Origin of the sequence: Sphingorhabdus sp., from assembly GCF_044239665.1 — a bacterium.
GTDB lineage: Bacteria > Pseudomonadota > Alphaproteobacteria > Sphingomonadales > Sphingomonadaceae > Sphingorhabdus_B.
Window position 1 is genome coordinate 46382 of the sequence record NZ_JBIIBA010000008.1, and the last position, 15293, is coordinate 61674.

At 54.8% G+C, this 15293-nt stretch carries 16 protein-coding genes; 8 read left to right on the forward strand and 8 right to left on the reverse strand.

Annotated features, from left to right (window positions below; genetic code table 11):
* Positions 1–5: 5 nt before the first annotated feature.
* Genes ACILP3_RS04030 through ACILP3_RS04040 form a run of 3 tightly spaced genes read left to right on the forward strand, consistent with a single transcriptional unit; the run spans position 6 to position 3294 of the window.
* Entirely contained in the window at positions 6–1172 is a 1167-nt protein-coding gene (locus tag ACILP3_RS04030) for a hypothetical protein (RefSeq protein ID WP_395615387.1), read from the forward strand.
* Positions 1126–2499 carry a lipopolysaccharide biosynthesis protein gene (locus ACILP3_RS04035; RefSeq protein ID WP_395615388.1) on the forward strand — a complete coding sequence of 458 codons (1374 nt, stop codon included), beginning with the start codon at positions 1126–1128 and terminating at the stop codon, positions 2497–2499. Before ACILP3_RS04030 ends, ACILP3_RS04035 begins: the two co-directional genes overlap by 47 nt.
* A gap of 33 nt (positions 2500–2532) precedes the next feature.
* Positions 2533–3294 carry an FkbM family methyltransferase gene (locus ACILP3_RS04040; RefSeq protein ID WP_395615389.1) on the forward strand — a complete coding sequence of 254 codons (762 nt, stop codon included), beginning with the start codon at positions 2533–2535 and terminating at the stop codon, positions 3292–3294.
* 17 nt (positions 3295–3311) lie between these two features.
* Here the strand turns inward: ACILP3_RS04040 and ACILP3_RS04045 are convergent, their stop codons facing one another.
* Positions 3312–4193 (reverse strand): alpha/beta hydrolase, encoded by an 882-nt coding sequence (locus tag ACILP3_RS04045; protein WP_395615390.1) that lies wholly within the window; start codon positions 4191–4193, stop codon positions 3312–3314.
* 405 nt (positions 4194–4598) lie between these two features.
* On the opposite strand from ACILP3_RS04045, the gene ACILP3_RS04050 reads away from it, so the two are divergent.
* Positions 4599–5036: a hypothetical protein gene (locus tag ACILP3_RS04050; RefSeq protein ID WP_395615391.1), complete on the forward strand. Its 438-nt coding sequence runs from the start codon at positions 4599–4601 to the stop codon at positions 5034–5036.
* A gap of 131 nt (positions 5037–5167) precedes the next feature.
* Positions 5168–5551, forward strand: a complete 384-nt coding sequence (locus ACILP3_RS04055) for a helix-turn-helix domain-containing protein (protein WP_395615392.1) — start codon at positions 5168–5170, stop codon at positions 5549–5551.
* Positions 5552–5869: 318 nt separating this feature from the next.
* Here ACILP3_RS04055 and rpsI read toward each other — a convergent pair whose 3' ends face one another.
* The 3 genes from rpsI to ACILP3_RS04070 all read right to left on the reverse strand — a co-directional run bounded on the left by rpsI (position 5870) and on the right by ACILP3_RS04070 (position 8042).
* Complete coding sequence (gene rpsI / locus ACILP3_RS04060) at positions 5870–6361, reverse strand: 30S ribosomal protein S9 (protein ID WP_295443277.1); 492 nt, start codon at positions 6359–6361, stop codon at positions 5870–5872.
* A complete protein-coding gene (gene rplM / locus ACILP3_RS04065; RefSeq protein WP_183938967.1) occupies positions 6361–6840 on the reverse strand; it encodes a 50S ribosomal protein L13 in 480 nt (159 codons plus the stop codon). The genes rpsI and rplM overlap by 1 nt, the downstream gene beginning before the upstream one ends.
* A gap of 143 nt (positions 6841–6983) precedes the next feature.
* Positions 6984–8042, reverse strand: a complete 1059-nt coding sequence (locus ACILP3_RS04070) for a COX15/CtaA family protein (protein ID WP_395615427.1) — start codon at positions 8040–8042, stop codon at positions 6984–6986.
* Between the two features lie 124 nt (positions 8043–8166).
* Between ACILP3_RS04070 and ACILP3_RS04075 the strand changes: the two genes are divergently transcribed.
* The 3 genes from ACILP3_RS04075 to dxs are packed head-to-tail and all read left to right on the forward strand — an operon-like array spanning position 8167 to position 11030.
* Complete coding sequence (locus ACILP3_RS04075) at positions 8167–8532, forward strand: MerC domain-containing protein (RefSeq protein ID WP_395615393.1); 366 nt, start codon at positions 8167–8169, stop codon at positions 8530–8532.
* Positions 8533–8585: 53 nt separating this feature from the next.
* Positions 8586–9044: a Fur family transcriptional regulator gene (locus ACILP3_RS04080; RefSeq protein ID WP_395615394.1), complete on the forward strand. Its 459-nt coding sequence runs from the start codon at positions 8586–8588 to the stop codon at positions 9042–9044.
* Between the two features lie 54 nt (positions 9045–9098).
* A complete protein-coding gene (gene dxs, locus ACILP3_RS04085) occupies positions 9099–11030 on the forward strand; it encodes a 1-deoxy-D-xylulose-5-phosphate synthase (RefSeq protein WP_395615395.1) in 1932 nt (643 codons plus the stop codon).
* A 21-nt stretch (positions 11031–11051) separates the two neighbouring features.
* Here dxs and ACILP3_RS04090 read toward each other — a convergent pair whose 3' ends face one another.
* The 4 genes from ACILP3_RS04090 to ileS all read right to left on the reverse strand — a co-directional run bounded on the left by ACILP3_RS04090 (position 11052) and on the right by ileS (position 15212).
* Complete coding sequence (locus ACILP3_RS04090; RefSeq protein WP_395615396.1) at positions 11052–11465, reverse strand: DUF3035 domain-containing protein; 414 nt, start codon at positions 11463–11465, stop codon at positions 11052–11054.
* Between the two features lie 24 nt (positions 11466–11489).
* A complete protein-coding gene (locus tag ACILP3_RS04095) occupies positions 11490–11747 on the reverse strand; it encodes a DUF3035 domain-containing protein (protein ID WP_395615397.1) in 258 nt (85 codons plus the stop codon).
* Positions 11744–12292, reverse strand: a complete 549-nt coding sequence (gene lspA / locus ACILP3_RS04100; protein ID WP_395615398.1) for a signal peptidase II — start codon at positions 12290–12292, stop codon at positions 11744–11746. The genes ACILP3_RS04095 and lspA overlap by 4 nt, the downstream gene beginning before the upstream one ends.
* A 112-nt stretch (positions 12293–12404) precedes the next feature.
* Positions 12405–15212: an isoleucine--tRNA ligase gene (gene ileS / locus ACILP3_RS04105; RefSeq protein ID WP_395615399.1), complete on the reverse strand. Its 2808-nt coding sequence runs from the start codon at positions 15210–15212 to the stop codon at positions 12405–12407.
* Between the last annotated feature and the right edge of the window lie 81 nt (positions 15213–15293).

The following is a 15293-nucleotide window of genomic DNA, read 5'->3' on the forward strand; positions in this document are numbered from 1 at the left end:
ATCGCGTGAAAAAAATCTGTTTCCTGTTCAACCATGATCAAACGCACCAGATTGCGCATAGTCTGCCAATTGCGTTGCAGATGGCCAAAAGCGGCGTTGCTGATGTGACGCTGGCTGTCACTAGCACGATGGCTGAAGCGGAAATCCGCAGATTAAGCGGCGCGGCGCTAAATGGCCTGAAAATTGTCCAGCTGCAGACTAAATCGACGGTGTCGCAAATGCTCGTCCGTGCATTGGACAGCCTAGTGCCAGCGCGCAAGCTCCTCGTCTACCGCGACAATCTCGATTTTTTTAGGCAGTTTGACGCGCTAGTGGTGTCGGAAAAATCGAGCCTCATCCTGAAAACGCGCTATGGCTTGGAGGACATAAAGTTCATCCACACACGGCATGGTGCTGGCGATCGTGCGATAGGGTTCAATGCGGAAAGCGCCCAATTCGACCTCATTTTGGTGTCGGGCGAAAAAATCCGCGACCGCCTGATCTGTGATGCAGGGGTTCCGCCCGAAAAGATCCGCATCACGGGATATGCCAAATTCGATATCATAGTGCCCGAACAAAAGCCGCTATTTCCAGAATCCGATCGCCGGACCATTCTATACAACCCTCACCCTTCGCCGCATCTTTCTAGCTGGTTCAAATTCGGTGCAGAGGTGTTGGAGCAGTTCTACCAAAGCGGCCGCTACAATCTTATTTTTGCGCCGCATGTGATGCTGTTTGCGCGACCATGGACAATCACAATTGATAGGCTGTCGATCGCGCCCGCCAAAAAGCCGCCTCGCCGATATAATGATGCACCGCATATGTTGATGGATTTGGGCAGCCCAGCCTGCACAGACATGACCTATACCAACGCGGCGGACCTGTATCTGGGCGATGTGAGCAGTCAGGTCTATGAGTTTCTTAATCGCCCGCGCCCGTGCCCGTGCCTGTTTTTGGATGCCCATGACACGCCATGGCAAGGGAACCCTAATTACCGCCACTGGGCAACTGGACCTGTGGAGACCGACGCCAGCGACATTATCGGTGCTGTCGATGCGGCTTTTGCGTCGCAGGCTTCGTTTAGCGATGCGCAGCGTGCCGCATTGGAAGACAGTTTTTCTGTCACCGACGTAGCTGCATCGGTGCGTGCGACGGCAGCCATCATCGATTATCTGGATCAAGCTATTGGTTGAAGGGGCACCCCAATTGCCCGTATCGGCCCATTCACCGCTGCACCGAATCGCTGCAAATATGGGTCGATTGCTTTCGGGCAAGGCGGCAGCCGGCATCATCAGCCTTGGTTCGATTGCCATCGCGGCCCGTATCCTTGGGGTCGAACAATATGGTGTACTCAATCTGGTGCACGGCTTTGCGACGCTGATGGGTGGGACCATCGCCTTTTCTGGTTTCCACGGCATGGTTCGTTATGGCGCAGAAGCGCTCAACCGTGGCGCAGCTACACAGTTCCGCAACCTCATAGTGTTGCTTGCAGTTATTGAACTCGGCATGGCCGCTGTGGCCATCGGCGTGGCGATGCTGCTGGTTCCATGGGTAGGCGCATCCTTGGGGTGGAGCCCACAAGCGATCCAATTTGGCGGGCTATATTGCTTGGCCATTCTCGCCACGGTTCGGGCCACGCCACAAGGCTTGCTTCAGCTGGCCGAACGCTTTGACCTGATCGGTCTGCACCCCGTCATCATGCCGCTGATCCGCCTAATAGGGGCACTTGTCATTTTGTTTACGGGCGGTGGGCTGACTGCATTTTTGTGGGTGTGGCTCGCCGCTGCGATTGCCGAGGGTCTTTCCATGTGGCTCTTATGCTGGATTGGTACGCGCCATCTGACAATAGGCGCAGATGGGCGGCCGACGTTAAAGGGCACGCGGCGCGACAATCCGGGTATCGTGCGCTTCATTGCGACAACCAATCTCGACCTCACCTTGCGCGACATTGCGCCTAAGGCGACGCCCTTAATCATTGGCTGGATGCTAGGGCCGGCCGCTGCGGGCCTGTATGCCCTCGTGCAAAGGGCAAGTGCCATTCTGATTCAACCCGCGCAAATGCTTGGGGAGGCCGCTTATCCGGTCGTAACCCGCCTGTTGATTAGCGGCGATAGCAAAGCCGCCGGAAAAGCTGTCCGGCGTTCGGCCATCTTCGCAACAGGCATGGCATTGCTCGCCGCAGCCATCATGTGTCTGTTTGCGGGAGAAGTTCTGGTGCTGCTTGGCGGCGCAAGCTTTGCAGGCGGCGCGTCGTTGCTTATCTTGGTCCTGCTTGGTCGAGCGATGATTGCAGGCATGCCGACTTTATCGGCGGCACTCACCGCGCAAGGACGGCCCTGGGTCAGTGCTCGCGCCAATTTGGCCAGTAATGTGGGCATGTTACCTATGCTACCGCTCATGATTTGGTGGTTCGGCCTGAACGGTGCTGGCGTGCATGGCATATTGCAAAGCATTGTCCTCGCGAGCCTGTTGATTTGGAGTTATAACCAATCCCGCCTTGCGCCACGCAACGGGATGTGATTACGCGCCCATATTCGGGTCGGGGGAATAGAAATGACAAGCACGGATTTTCTCATAAAACAGCTGAAAAAGGCCGTGTTTCTGCCATATGCCAAATTGCGGACAAAGCTTGGCGGCGAAGGCAATGGTTTTAGCCGCTCCAGCTATGGCGTGCTGATGAAAACAAACTGGCGCGACCGTACATTCATTTATTGCCGTTTTGCTGTGTATGGGCACGGCCTATCCGATTTTCTGAAAGGCCTCACAGAGCCGTTCGTCTTTTTAGACATTGGCGCAAACCAAGGCCTCTATAGTCTGATTGCCGGCCAGAACCCGCATTGCACGGGCGCGATTGCGCTTGAGCCAGTGCCGGACACGTTTGAGCGGTTGCGCCAGAATATCAATGCCAACAACCTTCAAGGTAAAGTCCAAGCGGTGCAAGCCGCCCTGTCAAACCAAGCGGGCACCGCGAAAATCGTGTTTGATGCCGCCCACAGCGGGCTTGCGTCGCTCCGTAATGATGGTGCCGACGGTTTGGACATCAGTACCATCAATATGGAAACGTTTGATGACTTGATTGGCGAACCTGAAATGTTGGTCATCAAGGTCGATGTCGAGGGGCATGAAGCCGCGGTCATGGCAGAGTTGGTCAAGTCGCGGTTTCTATCGCGCATCCAGTCGGTGTTTTATGAAGTCGATGCCAAATGGAGCGACGCCGACGGCTTGCGCGCAATTTTGGAAAGCGGCGGCTTCACCCATTTCGAGACCGTGGGTCGCGGGAAGCATTATGACGTGTTGGCTACGCGCCAAGCATAAGTCACTGCCTATAGCGGTTAGTGCGCGTTTATGAAGTTCACGACATCGGCGACAACGGGTGCCTTTTGACGGAACGGACGCGCGACGGCCATGATGATATCGGCATGGTCAACGTCGGGGTAAATCTGCAACTGCTGCTGCCCGCCGAGCTTTTGTATCTTCTCGGATAGGATTTTGCTGTTGCGGGGCTTCACGACGGTATCCTTGTCGCCGGTAAGCAATAACAAAGGCGGCGCATCCGCGCGCGCAAAAGTGATCGGCTGGGTCTCCGTCAGGTCGGGCCACTGCCCCAAGGCAATTTGTGACGATTCGGTCGTCAGCGGCAGGAAATCATAGGGTCCGGCAAGGCCAATGACCCCTTTGATCACATCTGGCGTGAGATTTTTCGCGGCCAGCCATTGCGGGTCAAGCGCCGTCATCATGGCGATATGGGCACCAGCACTATGGCCCATAATGAAGATGCGGTTTACATCGCCGTCATGCGTGGCAATATTGGCATGTACCCAAGCAATGGCCGCTGCTGTATCCTCGACAAATGCAGGAAAGCGCACGCGCGGTGCTTTGCGATAATCGGCGATGACCGTGACAAAGCCGCGCGATGCAAAAGCGCGGCCCAAAAAGCCATAGCCCTCCCGCTCGCCATCACGCCACGCGCCGCCATGGAAAAAGATCAGCACCGCAGATGTGCCAGCAGCGTTTTGTTTGGGCAGGTAGATATCAAGCTTCTGCCGCGCGTCATCGCCATATCCGATGCGCGTCAGCGGGGCTTGGTTATATTCCGCAGGACCAGGTGCCATCCGGTCTGCAAAGTCGAGCTTCTGCGGATCGGTCTTGCTCCAGAACCATAAGCCGGATCCAATCAAGGCGAGGATGAGCGCGATAAGGATATATTTGATCATCCGAGATATGTGCCCATCAAAACGCCAGGCCACAATGAAAAAAGGCGGCTCCAGAGCAAGGATCAAGAGCGGTCTTAGATCGACAAGGTCGCTTGCCCCGACGTGAATTTAAGAGCATCTCATTCAAGAACAGATTTATAGGGGTAGAATGTGTCCGAGATCGTCACCGCAGTCCAAAGGGGCAGTCAAGTTTATGTTTATGGCGCTGGACAGCGCCAGTTGTGCTCGGTGTTCGCCGGAACTGGACCGAATGACGGGCTGAAGGGATATACATCCAGCACGGTCAGCGTGCGCAGGGGCAGTCAGATTTACGTTTACGATCATAAAGGTCGCCAGATTTCTAGCGTATTTGCTGGAAGATAAATTCAGATTTTACAAAATCCTGATACGGGGGATGGAGGTTTTGTGAACGAATTACCAACCAGATATATAGCGTCATTTGCAGTAGAGTTCATAAGTGATTTCATGCACTTTTGTGTTGAAAAATACGGGTTTTCAACTGAAGAAATTAGCATTATTTGCGTGGTTACAACGGAAAGCACGCGGGAAATCCGTCATGACGGATATTTGCTCAAAACCTATGGAACAGAGGTCCAGGCAATCCCAGATGAGTTCCGATTTCCGGTCAGCGTTCAATTTGTCTGTCGTCGGTTGGGCATGCGGCGAGAAACGACGCGACGAAAACTCGAGGATCTCGCAAATAGAGGTTTTCTAAATAAAATTAAGGGCGGCTATGTGCTGCCAGCGCAAACGGACGCGGCTGATTATACCCAAGAGTTGAGAGATTTTTTGGTGGCAAAAATCCGCAATCTCAGGACATATATAGAAAAAATACCAAGTTAATTGCGCCATCGGTGAAACGGGAGCAACTGCATGCCGATGCCCAAATTGGGCAAACGGTGTTGTTGTAAACTTCGCTGCTTCATATTTACCCGCCACGACTCGGTGATGTGGGGGCATAGCTAGTGTCAGATATGGAGGGCAAAGCGGCAACCATTGCCTTGGTGGCGATTGGTAAACGCATACAGGCTGCGCGAAAAAAAAGCAGAATGACGGTTGCTAAATTGTCTACAAAAACCGCCATTTCAAAACGTTTTATTGAATATATCGAGGCCGGCGAGTTCAGCAAACTCCCCGGACGATCGCATGTTCTTGGCTTCACCCGATCAATCTGCCGAGAATTAGCATTAGATGCAGATGAGATTGTTCAGGCGATCAAATCAGCGATGTACCCTGCCCCAATGACAGAATTCGAAATCACTATTGCGCAACAGATGAAACGTCCGTTGGTAGCGAAGATCGTCAATGCGTTAAAATGTGCTCTGGACCGCATTACACGTTCTAAAAATATGCCTTAGTTTCGGGCGCATGATACGGGAAATGTCATAAACCTGCGCATTATAACGCGAAATCCCCTTAACCGAAAACAACAGAAGGATAGCCTGAAAGCTTGATATAAGGACGCTTTGCCAACATTTCTGTGATTGAACCAAGCTCAAATTCATAGGGTTGCGGTTCGATAAAGGAACATTCAGCGAGAAACGCTATCTCGAAATGCCCAGTAAACCCTGCTTTTTAACGGGTGCTGGACCTTTGATCGAGTGTTCGACAGACAACAAAAAGGGCTGCAATTTCTCGCAACCCCTTGATTTTGTTCGGAAAACCTACTTTTCGGTTTAACGCTTCGAGAATTGGAAGCTCTTACGCGCTTTGGCCTTGCCGTATTTCTTACGCTCAACCACGCGGCTGTCGCGGGTCAGGAAGCCTTCCGACTTCACGGCGCTACGCAGCAGTGGCTCATATTTCGACAGCGCTTGCGCGATGCCGTGCTTTACAGCGCCGGCCTGGCCCGAAAGACCGCCGCCCTTGACGGTTGCGATGACGTCATATTGACCGGTGCGCTCGGTAACGCCGAACGGTTGGTTGATCACGAGACGCAGCGAAGGGCGTGCGAAATAGATTTCCTGATCGCGGCCATTGACGACAATCTTGCCAGTGCCAGGCTTCAACCATACGCGGGCGACCGCGTCCTTGCGGCGGCCAGTTGCATAAGCGCGGCCTTGCGCATCGATTTCCTGTTCACGAATGACAGCAGCGATCTGCGCAGGTGCTTGAACGTCGGCGCCCAAGGTTTCGAGATCAGCGAGCGAAGTTGCAGTATCAGACATTATGCACCCACCTTATTCTTGCGGTTCATGGAAGCGACGTCGAGCGTCGTTGGCTGTTGACCGGCATGGGGATGCTCGGTGCCATTGTACAAATGCAGCGCGCGCATTTGCGCACGACCCAAAGGACCACGTGGAACCATGCGCTCAACGGCCTTTTCAAGGACGCGTTCAGGGAATTTGCTGTCCAGCACCTTGCCAGCAGTGATACCCTTGATACCGCCGATGTAACCCGTGTGACGATAATAAACCTTGTCGGTCAATTTCTTGCCTGTGAACTTCACCTTGTCCGCATTGATGACAACCACATGGTCGCCGCAATCCACATGCGGGGTGTAGCTTGGCTTGGTCTTACCACGCAGGATGTTGGCGATGAGGCTGGCCACACGGCCAACAACCAAACCTTCTGCGTCAATGAGGATCCACGATTTCTCGACGTCCTGTGGACGGATCGATTTCGTAACTCTGGATAGCGTTTTCATCGCTAATCGCACCTTTCGAAATTTTGTAGATATGTAGAATCATCACTGACCCACATGCGAAGCGGAGCCAATGGCGATGAAAGCCCCATTAGTCAAGCAAAAGCAAGGGTCTCACGACGGGTATAATAATACCGTTTAGGAAATTATGCGGTTTTGTTCCCCAATATATGCGCGCCCCAAACGGTGGATGCGACCAGCAAGGCGCCGACGGCCTGATGCAATACAGCCAACACGATGTTTACGCCGGTCATGACGGTAGCAATGCCTAAGATGATCTGAACACCAAAAGTGATGTGGATGGCAATGGATGCAAGGCGCGCACCTGCCTGCTTGACGCGACGCGATAGCAGAATCAAGGCAAGCACGGCGACCCACGCCCACCAGCGATGGACAAAATGCGTCAGATAAGGGTCGTTCACCAACGCGTAGAAAACGCCTTTGGCGGTGTCTACGCCGTCCGGATACAGCCGTTCGTTCATCAAAGGCCAAGTGTTGGACACATAGCCCGCGTTTAAGCCTGCAACCCATGCGCCAAATAGCATCTGGATAAACAGGATTGCAAAAACCAATGCTGTAAAGACGGTGATTCTCGCTGGCTTCGCCGCTGGGTTTTTGACCAAAGCCTTTAGGTCAAGCGCCGTCCAAACCAGTCCACCAAGAATAATAAAGGCCGTGAGCAAATGGACCGCAAGACGGTAATGGCTAACATCGGTGCGCGCCGACAGGCCCGAAGACACCATCCACCAGCCAATGGTACCCTGAAGTCCGCCCAAGGCTAGCAAAGCAAGCAAGCGCGGCTTATACCCTGCGGGAATGGCTTGCTTCACCCAGAACCATGCCAGCGGAAGTGCAAAGGCCAAGCCAATCACCCGCCCAAGCAAGCGGTGCACCCATTCCCAGAAATAGATAAATTTGAATTCGGCCATTGTCATGCCGGCCGGGCCGTTAATCTGAGTATATTCGGGAATCTGCTTATATTTCTCAAATTCCGACATCCAAGCAGCCTCGCTGAGCGGAGGAAGCGTTCCGGTGATGGGTTTCCATTCGGTGATTGATAATCCCGATTCAGTCAGACGTGTAATCCCGCCGACGACGACCATTGCGAAGACCAAGGCAGCAACGCCCATCAGCCAGTTAATCAACGCAGCAGGTCGTGCTGATGAGGTTTCGGACGCGGGAGGTGAGTTGAGCGCAGTATCCATACGCGCCAATATGCCGCTTAATGCGGATTGTCGCAAGCAAAGCAGGTTGCAAAATTTGCTAACCAAGCTGCAATTTAGCGATGTAATGTTGTAACGTACGTCGAATCGGTGTAGGGACCACGTCATGGCACAGGTATGGCAAAAATGGCGGTGGGACGGGCTTGGCCTGAGCATTGCCGGATTGTGCCTGTTCCATTGCTTGATAACGACGATTTTGCTCACCATATTGGCGTCAGCGGGCGGCGCTTTATTGAACCCTATGATTCATGAAGTTGGGCTGGGCCTCGCCATCCTCTTGGGCGTTGTGGCATTGGGCCAAGGCTTCCGCGCGCATGGCTTGTTCCTGCCCGCCTTTGTCGGCGCACTTGGTATCGGCATGATGGGCGGTGCACTGACGCTGCCGCATGGCGCTATGGAAATCGCTTGGACAGTCATAGGCGTTGTCCTTTTGGGACTTAGCCATTTGCTTAATCATCGGGCCAGAGGCTGAACCTTAATCGCGCGGTGATTGACCCGCCGCATGCCAGCGCCTACATCGCCAATATGGCATCACATCACCATCATGAGCATGCAGGCGCATCGCTTGCGCAAGCCGCAGAAGCCGCGCTTGTCGAGGCTGGCGAACAATGGACCGATATGCGGTCAGATATTTTCGCGGTGCTCGCAACATTTGAAAAGCCGGCATCGGCTTATGATATTGCCGACCTTGTATCGCAAAAGCGCGGCAAACGTGTTGCCCCCAACAGCGTCTATCGCATCTTGGACCTATTTGTGACAACGAACCTCGCGCGCCGCGTGGAGAGCGCGAACGCATATATCGCCAATTCGCACCCAGGATGTTTGCATGATTGCATTTTCCTGATTTGCGATAGCTGCGGCACCGCAACGCATATTGACGATGATGCACTAACCATGAGCGTGCGTGCAGCAGCCGAACATGCTGGCTTTGCGCAAGTACGCCCCGTCATCGAAGTGCGCGGCAAATGCGCCGATTGCGATTGAAATATTTGCAATTACCCGTTCGACAGCCAGATAAAACGCCGCTAAGCTTAAAACATGACTCATTCGCCTGACACGCCGTTACTTGATACGGTTAAAGTGCCCTCGGACCTTCGTAATCTTGCCGCATCGCAGCTTCGCCAGCTTGCCGACGAATTGCGCGCCGAAACTATTTCCGCCGTATCCGTCACGGGTGGCCATTTGGGCGCAGGGCTTGGCGTTGTCGAGTTGACCACCGCCATCCATTATGTCTTCAACACACCCGATGACCGGTTGGTTTGGGACGTGGGGCATCAATGCTATCCGCACAAAATTCTTACCGGACGCCGCGACCGCATCCGCACCTTACGCACTGGCGGAGGGCTCTCGGGCTTCACCAAACGCAGCGAAAGCGAATATGATCCGTTCGGCGCAGCACATAGCTCAACGTCCATTTCCGCAGCCTTGGGCTTTGCCGTGGCCAACAAGATCGCTGGCAAACCCGGCAAAGCCATCGCCGTCATCGGCGACGGGTCGATGTCGGCTGGCATGGCCTATGAGGCAATGAACAACGCCCAAGCTGCGGGTAACCGCTTGGTCGTGATCCTCAACGACAATGACATGTCGATTGCACCGCCCGTCGGCGGCTTGTCGGCGTATTTGTCGCGGCTTGTGTCCTCGAGCGAGTATTTGGGGCTGCGTAGCCTAGCGAGTAAAGTAGCCAAGCGCCTGTCGCGCCGCATCTATACCGCCGCATCAAAGGCCGAAGAATTCGCTCGTGGTATGGCCATGGGCGGCACCTTGTTTGAAGAGCTTGGCTTTTATTATGTCGGCCCCATTGACGGCCACAATCTCGACCAGCTGATCCCCGTCCTCGAAAATGTCCGCGATAATGCCGACGGCCCAGTCCTGATCCATGTCGTCACGCAAAAGGGCAAGGGCTATGCCCCTGCTGAAGCAGCCGCCGACAAATATCATGGCGTCGTGAAATTCGACGTCATCACCGGTAAGCAGGAGAAAGGCCCCGGTGGCGGGCCACCTTCGTATCAAAATGTGTTTGGTGAAACGCTTGCCAAGCTTGCGGAAACCGACCCCAAAATCTGTGCGATCACCGCCGCCATGCCCGGCGGGACGGGCGTTGACAAATTCTCCGCGGCGCACCCCGAACGCTCCTTTGATGTGGGCATCGCGGAACAGCATGCCGTGACCTTTGCTGCTGGCCTTGCTGCGCAAGGGATGCGCCCATTCTGTGCGATTTACTCAACCTTCCTGCAACGCGCTTATGATCAAGTCGTCCATGATGTCGCGATTCAGAATCTGCCCGTACGTTTTGCTATCGACCGCGCCGGTTTAGTCGGTGCCGATGGCAGTACACATGCCGGATCGTTCGACATTACCTATTTGGCGACGCTACCAAATATGGTCGTCATGTCGCCAGCCGATGAGGCGGAATTGGTCCATATGACCTATACCGCCGTCTTACACGACAGCGGCCCAATCGCCTTCCGCTATCCGCGCGGCAATGGCACCGGCGTTGCCTTGCCCGAAGTTCCGCAGCAGCTCGAAATCGGTAAGGGCCGCATTGTCCGTGAAGGCAAGAAGGTCGCGATCCTGTCGCTTGGTACGCGCCTGGCCGAAGCGATGAAAGCAGCGGACACGCTGGATGCCAAGGGTCTTAGCACCACCGTTGCAGACTTGCGCTTTGCCAAGCCGCTTGACGAAAAATTGATCCGCCACCTCATCGCCACACATGAAGTTGTGGTGACGGTCGAAGAAGCGGCAGTGGGCGGGCTTGGTGCGCATGTATTGACCTTGGCCAGCGACGCTGGCCTAATGGACACAGGCCTAAAAATCCGAACCATGCGCCTGCCAGATATCTTCCAAGAGCATGATAGCCCCCAGAAACAATATGACGAAGCCGGCCTCAATGCACCGCAGATCGTCGAAACTGTGCTGAAGGCCCTCCGCCACAATAGCGCAGGCGTTGAGGAAGCGTGCGTGCGCGCTTAAGGGCGCGCCGCTGTCACCCCATTAACCCGGTATAATCGCCTGCGCGGTTTGGCCATCGCCTTCCGGTGCGGCGATGATATCACGTGTGATGCTGCCTTTATTAACTGTCGTGGTCTGCGGATCACCGACCGATGAACGAATGCCCAATTCGGCAGTACCCGACGTAGTCGAAATCGCACGTTCAGCGGCGGAGCGCGTCGCGGTGCCGCCAAACAAGGTCTCAAGCATCTGCTCTTGTCCAGCCTCGGCAGGGCGAATGGCCGAAGTCACCGTTGGTGCAAGCGCAAAATCAGGCGGAACCACCAAGGGCGCAGCGCGACCAGCCAACGGCGCAGCCGACTCCTTACCGCCTAATATGCTACCCATCGACCCACATCCCGACAGCAAAGGGACCGTCATTAGGGCAACGGCAATAAGGACAGGTTTTGTGTTCATATATATATCCATTTTCAGGCCGAGTTATGGGCGGGGGGCTGTTGCAGGCGCAGCGCCGCCAAACATGGCGTCCAAAACCTGATCCTTCGTACCGCCATCCTGCGGACGCGGGGCGTTAGGGGTGGGCGTTGGCAGGGTGAAGGTCTTAGGGACCTCAATTGGCTTTGACCGGCTAACGGCAAATTCATCGGGGCGATCGCGGTCATAGATGCTGGTCGTGCCGCAGCCCGAAAGCGCAAGAATAGCAACTGATGCCGCTGCTAAGATAGATATCCGCTTCATGACTTCTCCACTATGTCGGCATTGCTTGCAGGTTCCTGAACGTCAGGGCCGCCACCGGTTTCCTTGTCACCTATCAGGAACGCGCGGGCAAGCAATATCAATACGCCAATACTGATACAGGCGTCGGCTAGGTTGAATATGTAAAAGGGTCGGAACGCACCAAAATGCAGATCGGCATAATCCACAACATAGCCATAACGCGTCCGATCAACGATGTTCCCAAGCGCACCGCCCAAGACCAATGACAAAGCCAGCACGTCGCCGCGCAGTTTCTCACGCCACATCCATACCCCTACTCCAGCCGCAATCACCGATGTGAGCGCAACCAAAGCCCAGCGTTCGCCATCGCTGTCCGCAGTTAGGAAACTCATCGAAACCCCGCGATTTTCCGCATAGCGCAGGTCGAAAAACGACATGATGTGAATGACGCCACGTTCTTTCAACTGCAGCGGCCCAAGCATCGCATATTTTACGATCTGGTCGAGAATGAACACGAGGCTTGCGAGCATGAGCCCCTGAAGGCGGAATTTAGGGTTTGGGTTCATGTGTCCGTCCTAACTCAATTTCGCGTCATGCTGAACTTGTTTCAGCATGACAAACTGCCGCCGTGCGTTATCCTGAAACAAGTTCAGGATGACGACCAAGGGAGTGCGGTTATTACCCACCAACAACATCCGCACAGCGACCGCAGAGCGCACCGTCGTCAATCACTTCCGGCAAATGCCGCCAGCAGCGACCGCATTTGTGGTTGGTGGTTTTTTCCACTTGGACGTTCCCATTAAAGTCCTCGGGAATTGCCCAAGCGAAATCAGAAACGATGGCCACCTCAGCCATATCTACATTGGACAAATCGGAGCGGACATCGGTATTCCGCAGTTCGACCTTAACGGCTGCTTGAAGACTTGAACCTACCACTTTGTCTCGCCGAAGAGGTTCTATCGCCTCATTGACGGCATGTCTGAAATGTCGAACGTCAGACCATTTAGTGGAGAGTTCGTCGGACCAATCTACTTCGGGCAGGTCCGGCCAATCGGAAAAATGCACGCTATCCGCATCGGGGAAGCGCGTCTGCCACACTTCTTCGCTGGTAAACACCAACACCGGCGCGGCATATCTCACCAGCGCATGGAACAGCGTGTCCAGCACCGTGCGGTACGCCATCCGCTTTGGATCGGTCACGGCATCGCAATAGAGGCAATCTTTACGGATATCGAAGAAGAAGGCCGACAGGTCTTCGTTGCAAAACTCGGTCAGCAAGCGGACATACGTGTTAAAGTCAAAGTCATTGACCGCCACCTTCAACTTAGCGTCCATGTCGGCGAGCAGATGGAGCATATACCGCTCCAGCTCCGGCATATCGGCCAGCGCAACCTTTTCCGCATCGGAAAACCCGTCGAGAGCGCCGAGCAAATAGCGGAAGGTGTTACGCAATTTGCGATATTGGTCGGACACGCCAGCAAGGATTTCCTTGCCGATGCGATGATCCTCGGTGAAGTCCACGGTCAACGCCCATAGCCGCAAGATATCTGCGCCATTATCGCGCATCAGGTCCAACGGGTTAATCGTATTGCCCAAGGATTTGGACATTTTCATGCCCTTTTGGTCCATGGTAAACCCATGCGTCAGCACGGCATTATAGGGCGCACGGCCGCGCGTGCCGCAGCTTTGCAGCAAGGACGATTGGAACCAACCGCGATGTTGGTCGCTGCCTTCCAGATAGAGGTCCGCAGGCCATTGCAGATCAGGCCAGCGTCCGCTTTCAAGCACAAATGCATGCGTGCAGCCCGAATCAAACCACACATCCAAAATGTCGGTGACGCGCTCATAATCGGCCAAAGCATAATCGCTGCCGAGATACGCCTGCGCACGTTCATCGCTCCAGCCATCAACGCCATTTTCGCGAATGCCCTCAATGATGCGTGCGTTCACGGCGGCGTCGCAGAGATATTGGCCGGACTTGCGATCCACAAAAAGCGTGATCGGCACGCCCCATGCACGTTGGCGCGACAGCACCCAATCGGGGCGGCCTTCGACCATCGCAGTGATGCGGTTCTGGCCCTTTTCGGGCACCCAGCGGGTTTCGGCGATGGCGGTCATCGCTTTTTCACGCAGCGTGCCATCGACGGTGGCTTTATCCATCGGCACAAACCATTGCGGGGTGCAACGGTAAATGACCTTCGCCTTCGACCGCCAGCTGTGCGGATAGCTGTGCTTGTAATCCGCCGACGCCGCGAGCAATCGATCAGCATCGTGCAGTGCCGTGCAGATGGGGCCGTCAGGCGCGTTAAATTTGGGGTTGATGACGCTGCCTTCACCCCCCAGCCAGAGCCAATCGGCGCGATATTTACCGTCGCCCTCAACCGCGAACACCGGTTCAATGCCATTGGCCTTGCACAGGTCGAAATCATCCTCGCCATGGTCGGGCGCCATATGGACGAGGCCCGTGCCGCTGTCGGTGGTGACAAAATCGCCCGCGAGCATTGGCCGGGGTTTCGCGAAGAAACCGCCGAGCTTGTGCATTGGGTGACGAACCATCGTTCCGGCTAGGTCGGAGCCTTTTCCGCGCCAAGTGACGTCGATCAGGCTCACGCCATCACCGAGACGTTTGGCAAAGGCATCGGCCAAGGCTTCTGCAACCAGACATTTTTTGGAACCATTTACCGTGACGAGCCCATACTCAACATCCGGCCCAAAAGCGATCGCCTGATTGACCGGAATCGTCCACGGCGTCGTTGTCCAGATCACCGCATGTGCGCCAACCAACTCCGCAATCGGGCTCTCAACAATCTCAAACGCCACATCGATCTGCGTGGATGTGATGTCCTCATATTCAATCTCAGCCTCGGCCAACGCGGTCTTTTCAACCGGCGACCACATGACTGGCTTCGCCCCGCGATAAAGCTGGCCGCTCTCGGCGAACTTCAACAGCTCGGCAACAATCGTCGCCTCGGCCTGAAAATCCATCGTCAGATAGGGATTATCCCAATCGGCATTGATGCCCAGCCGCTTCAATTGCTCGCGCTGCGTATCGACCCAATTTTGCGCATAAGCGCGGCATTCGGCGCGGAACTCGACAGCGGGAACTTCGTCCTTGTTGAGCTTTTTCTTGCGATATTGCTCCTCAACCTTCCATTCAATGGGCAGGCCATGGCAATCCCAACCGGGGACATAAGGCGCATCTTTGCCAAGCAAAGTCTGTGTGCGGACAACCATGTCTTTCAAGATATGGTTCAGCGCATGGCCGATATGCATGTCACCATTGGCATAAGGCGGGCCATCATGCAGGATGAACTTCTCGCGCCTACGGCGGCGGTTGCGCAGGTTCGCATAGAAATCCTGCTCTTGCCAGCGCGCCAGAATGCCCGGCTCCTTCTGCGGAAGGCCAGCCTTCATCGGAAAGTCGGTTTTGGGCAAGAATACGCTGTCGCGATAATCTTGTTTCGGTGAGTCAGCAGGATCAGTCATATTAGAAGCGCCCTTAGCGCAAGAAATTGCATTTCGTCACCCTGAACTTGCTTAGGCATTACCAAAGTACAAATGTTTCAA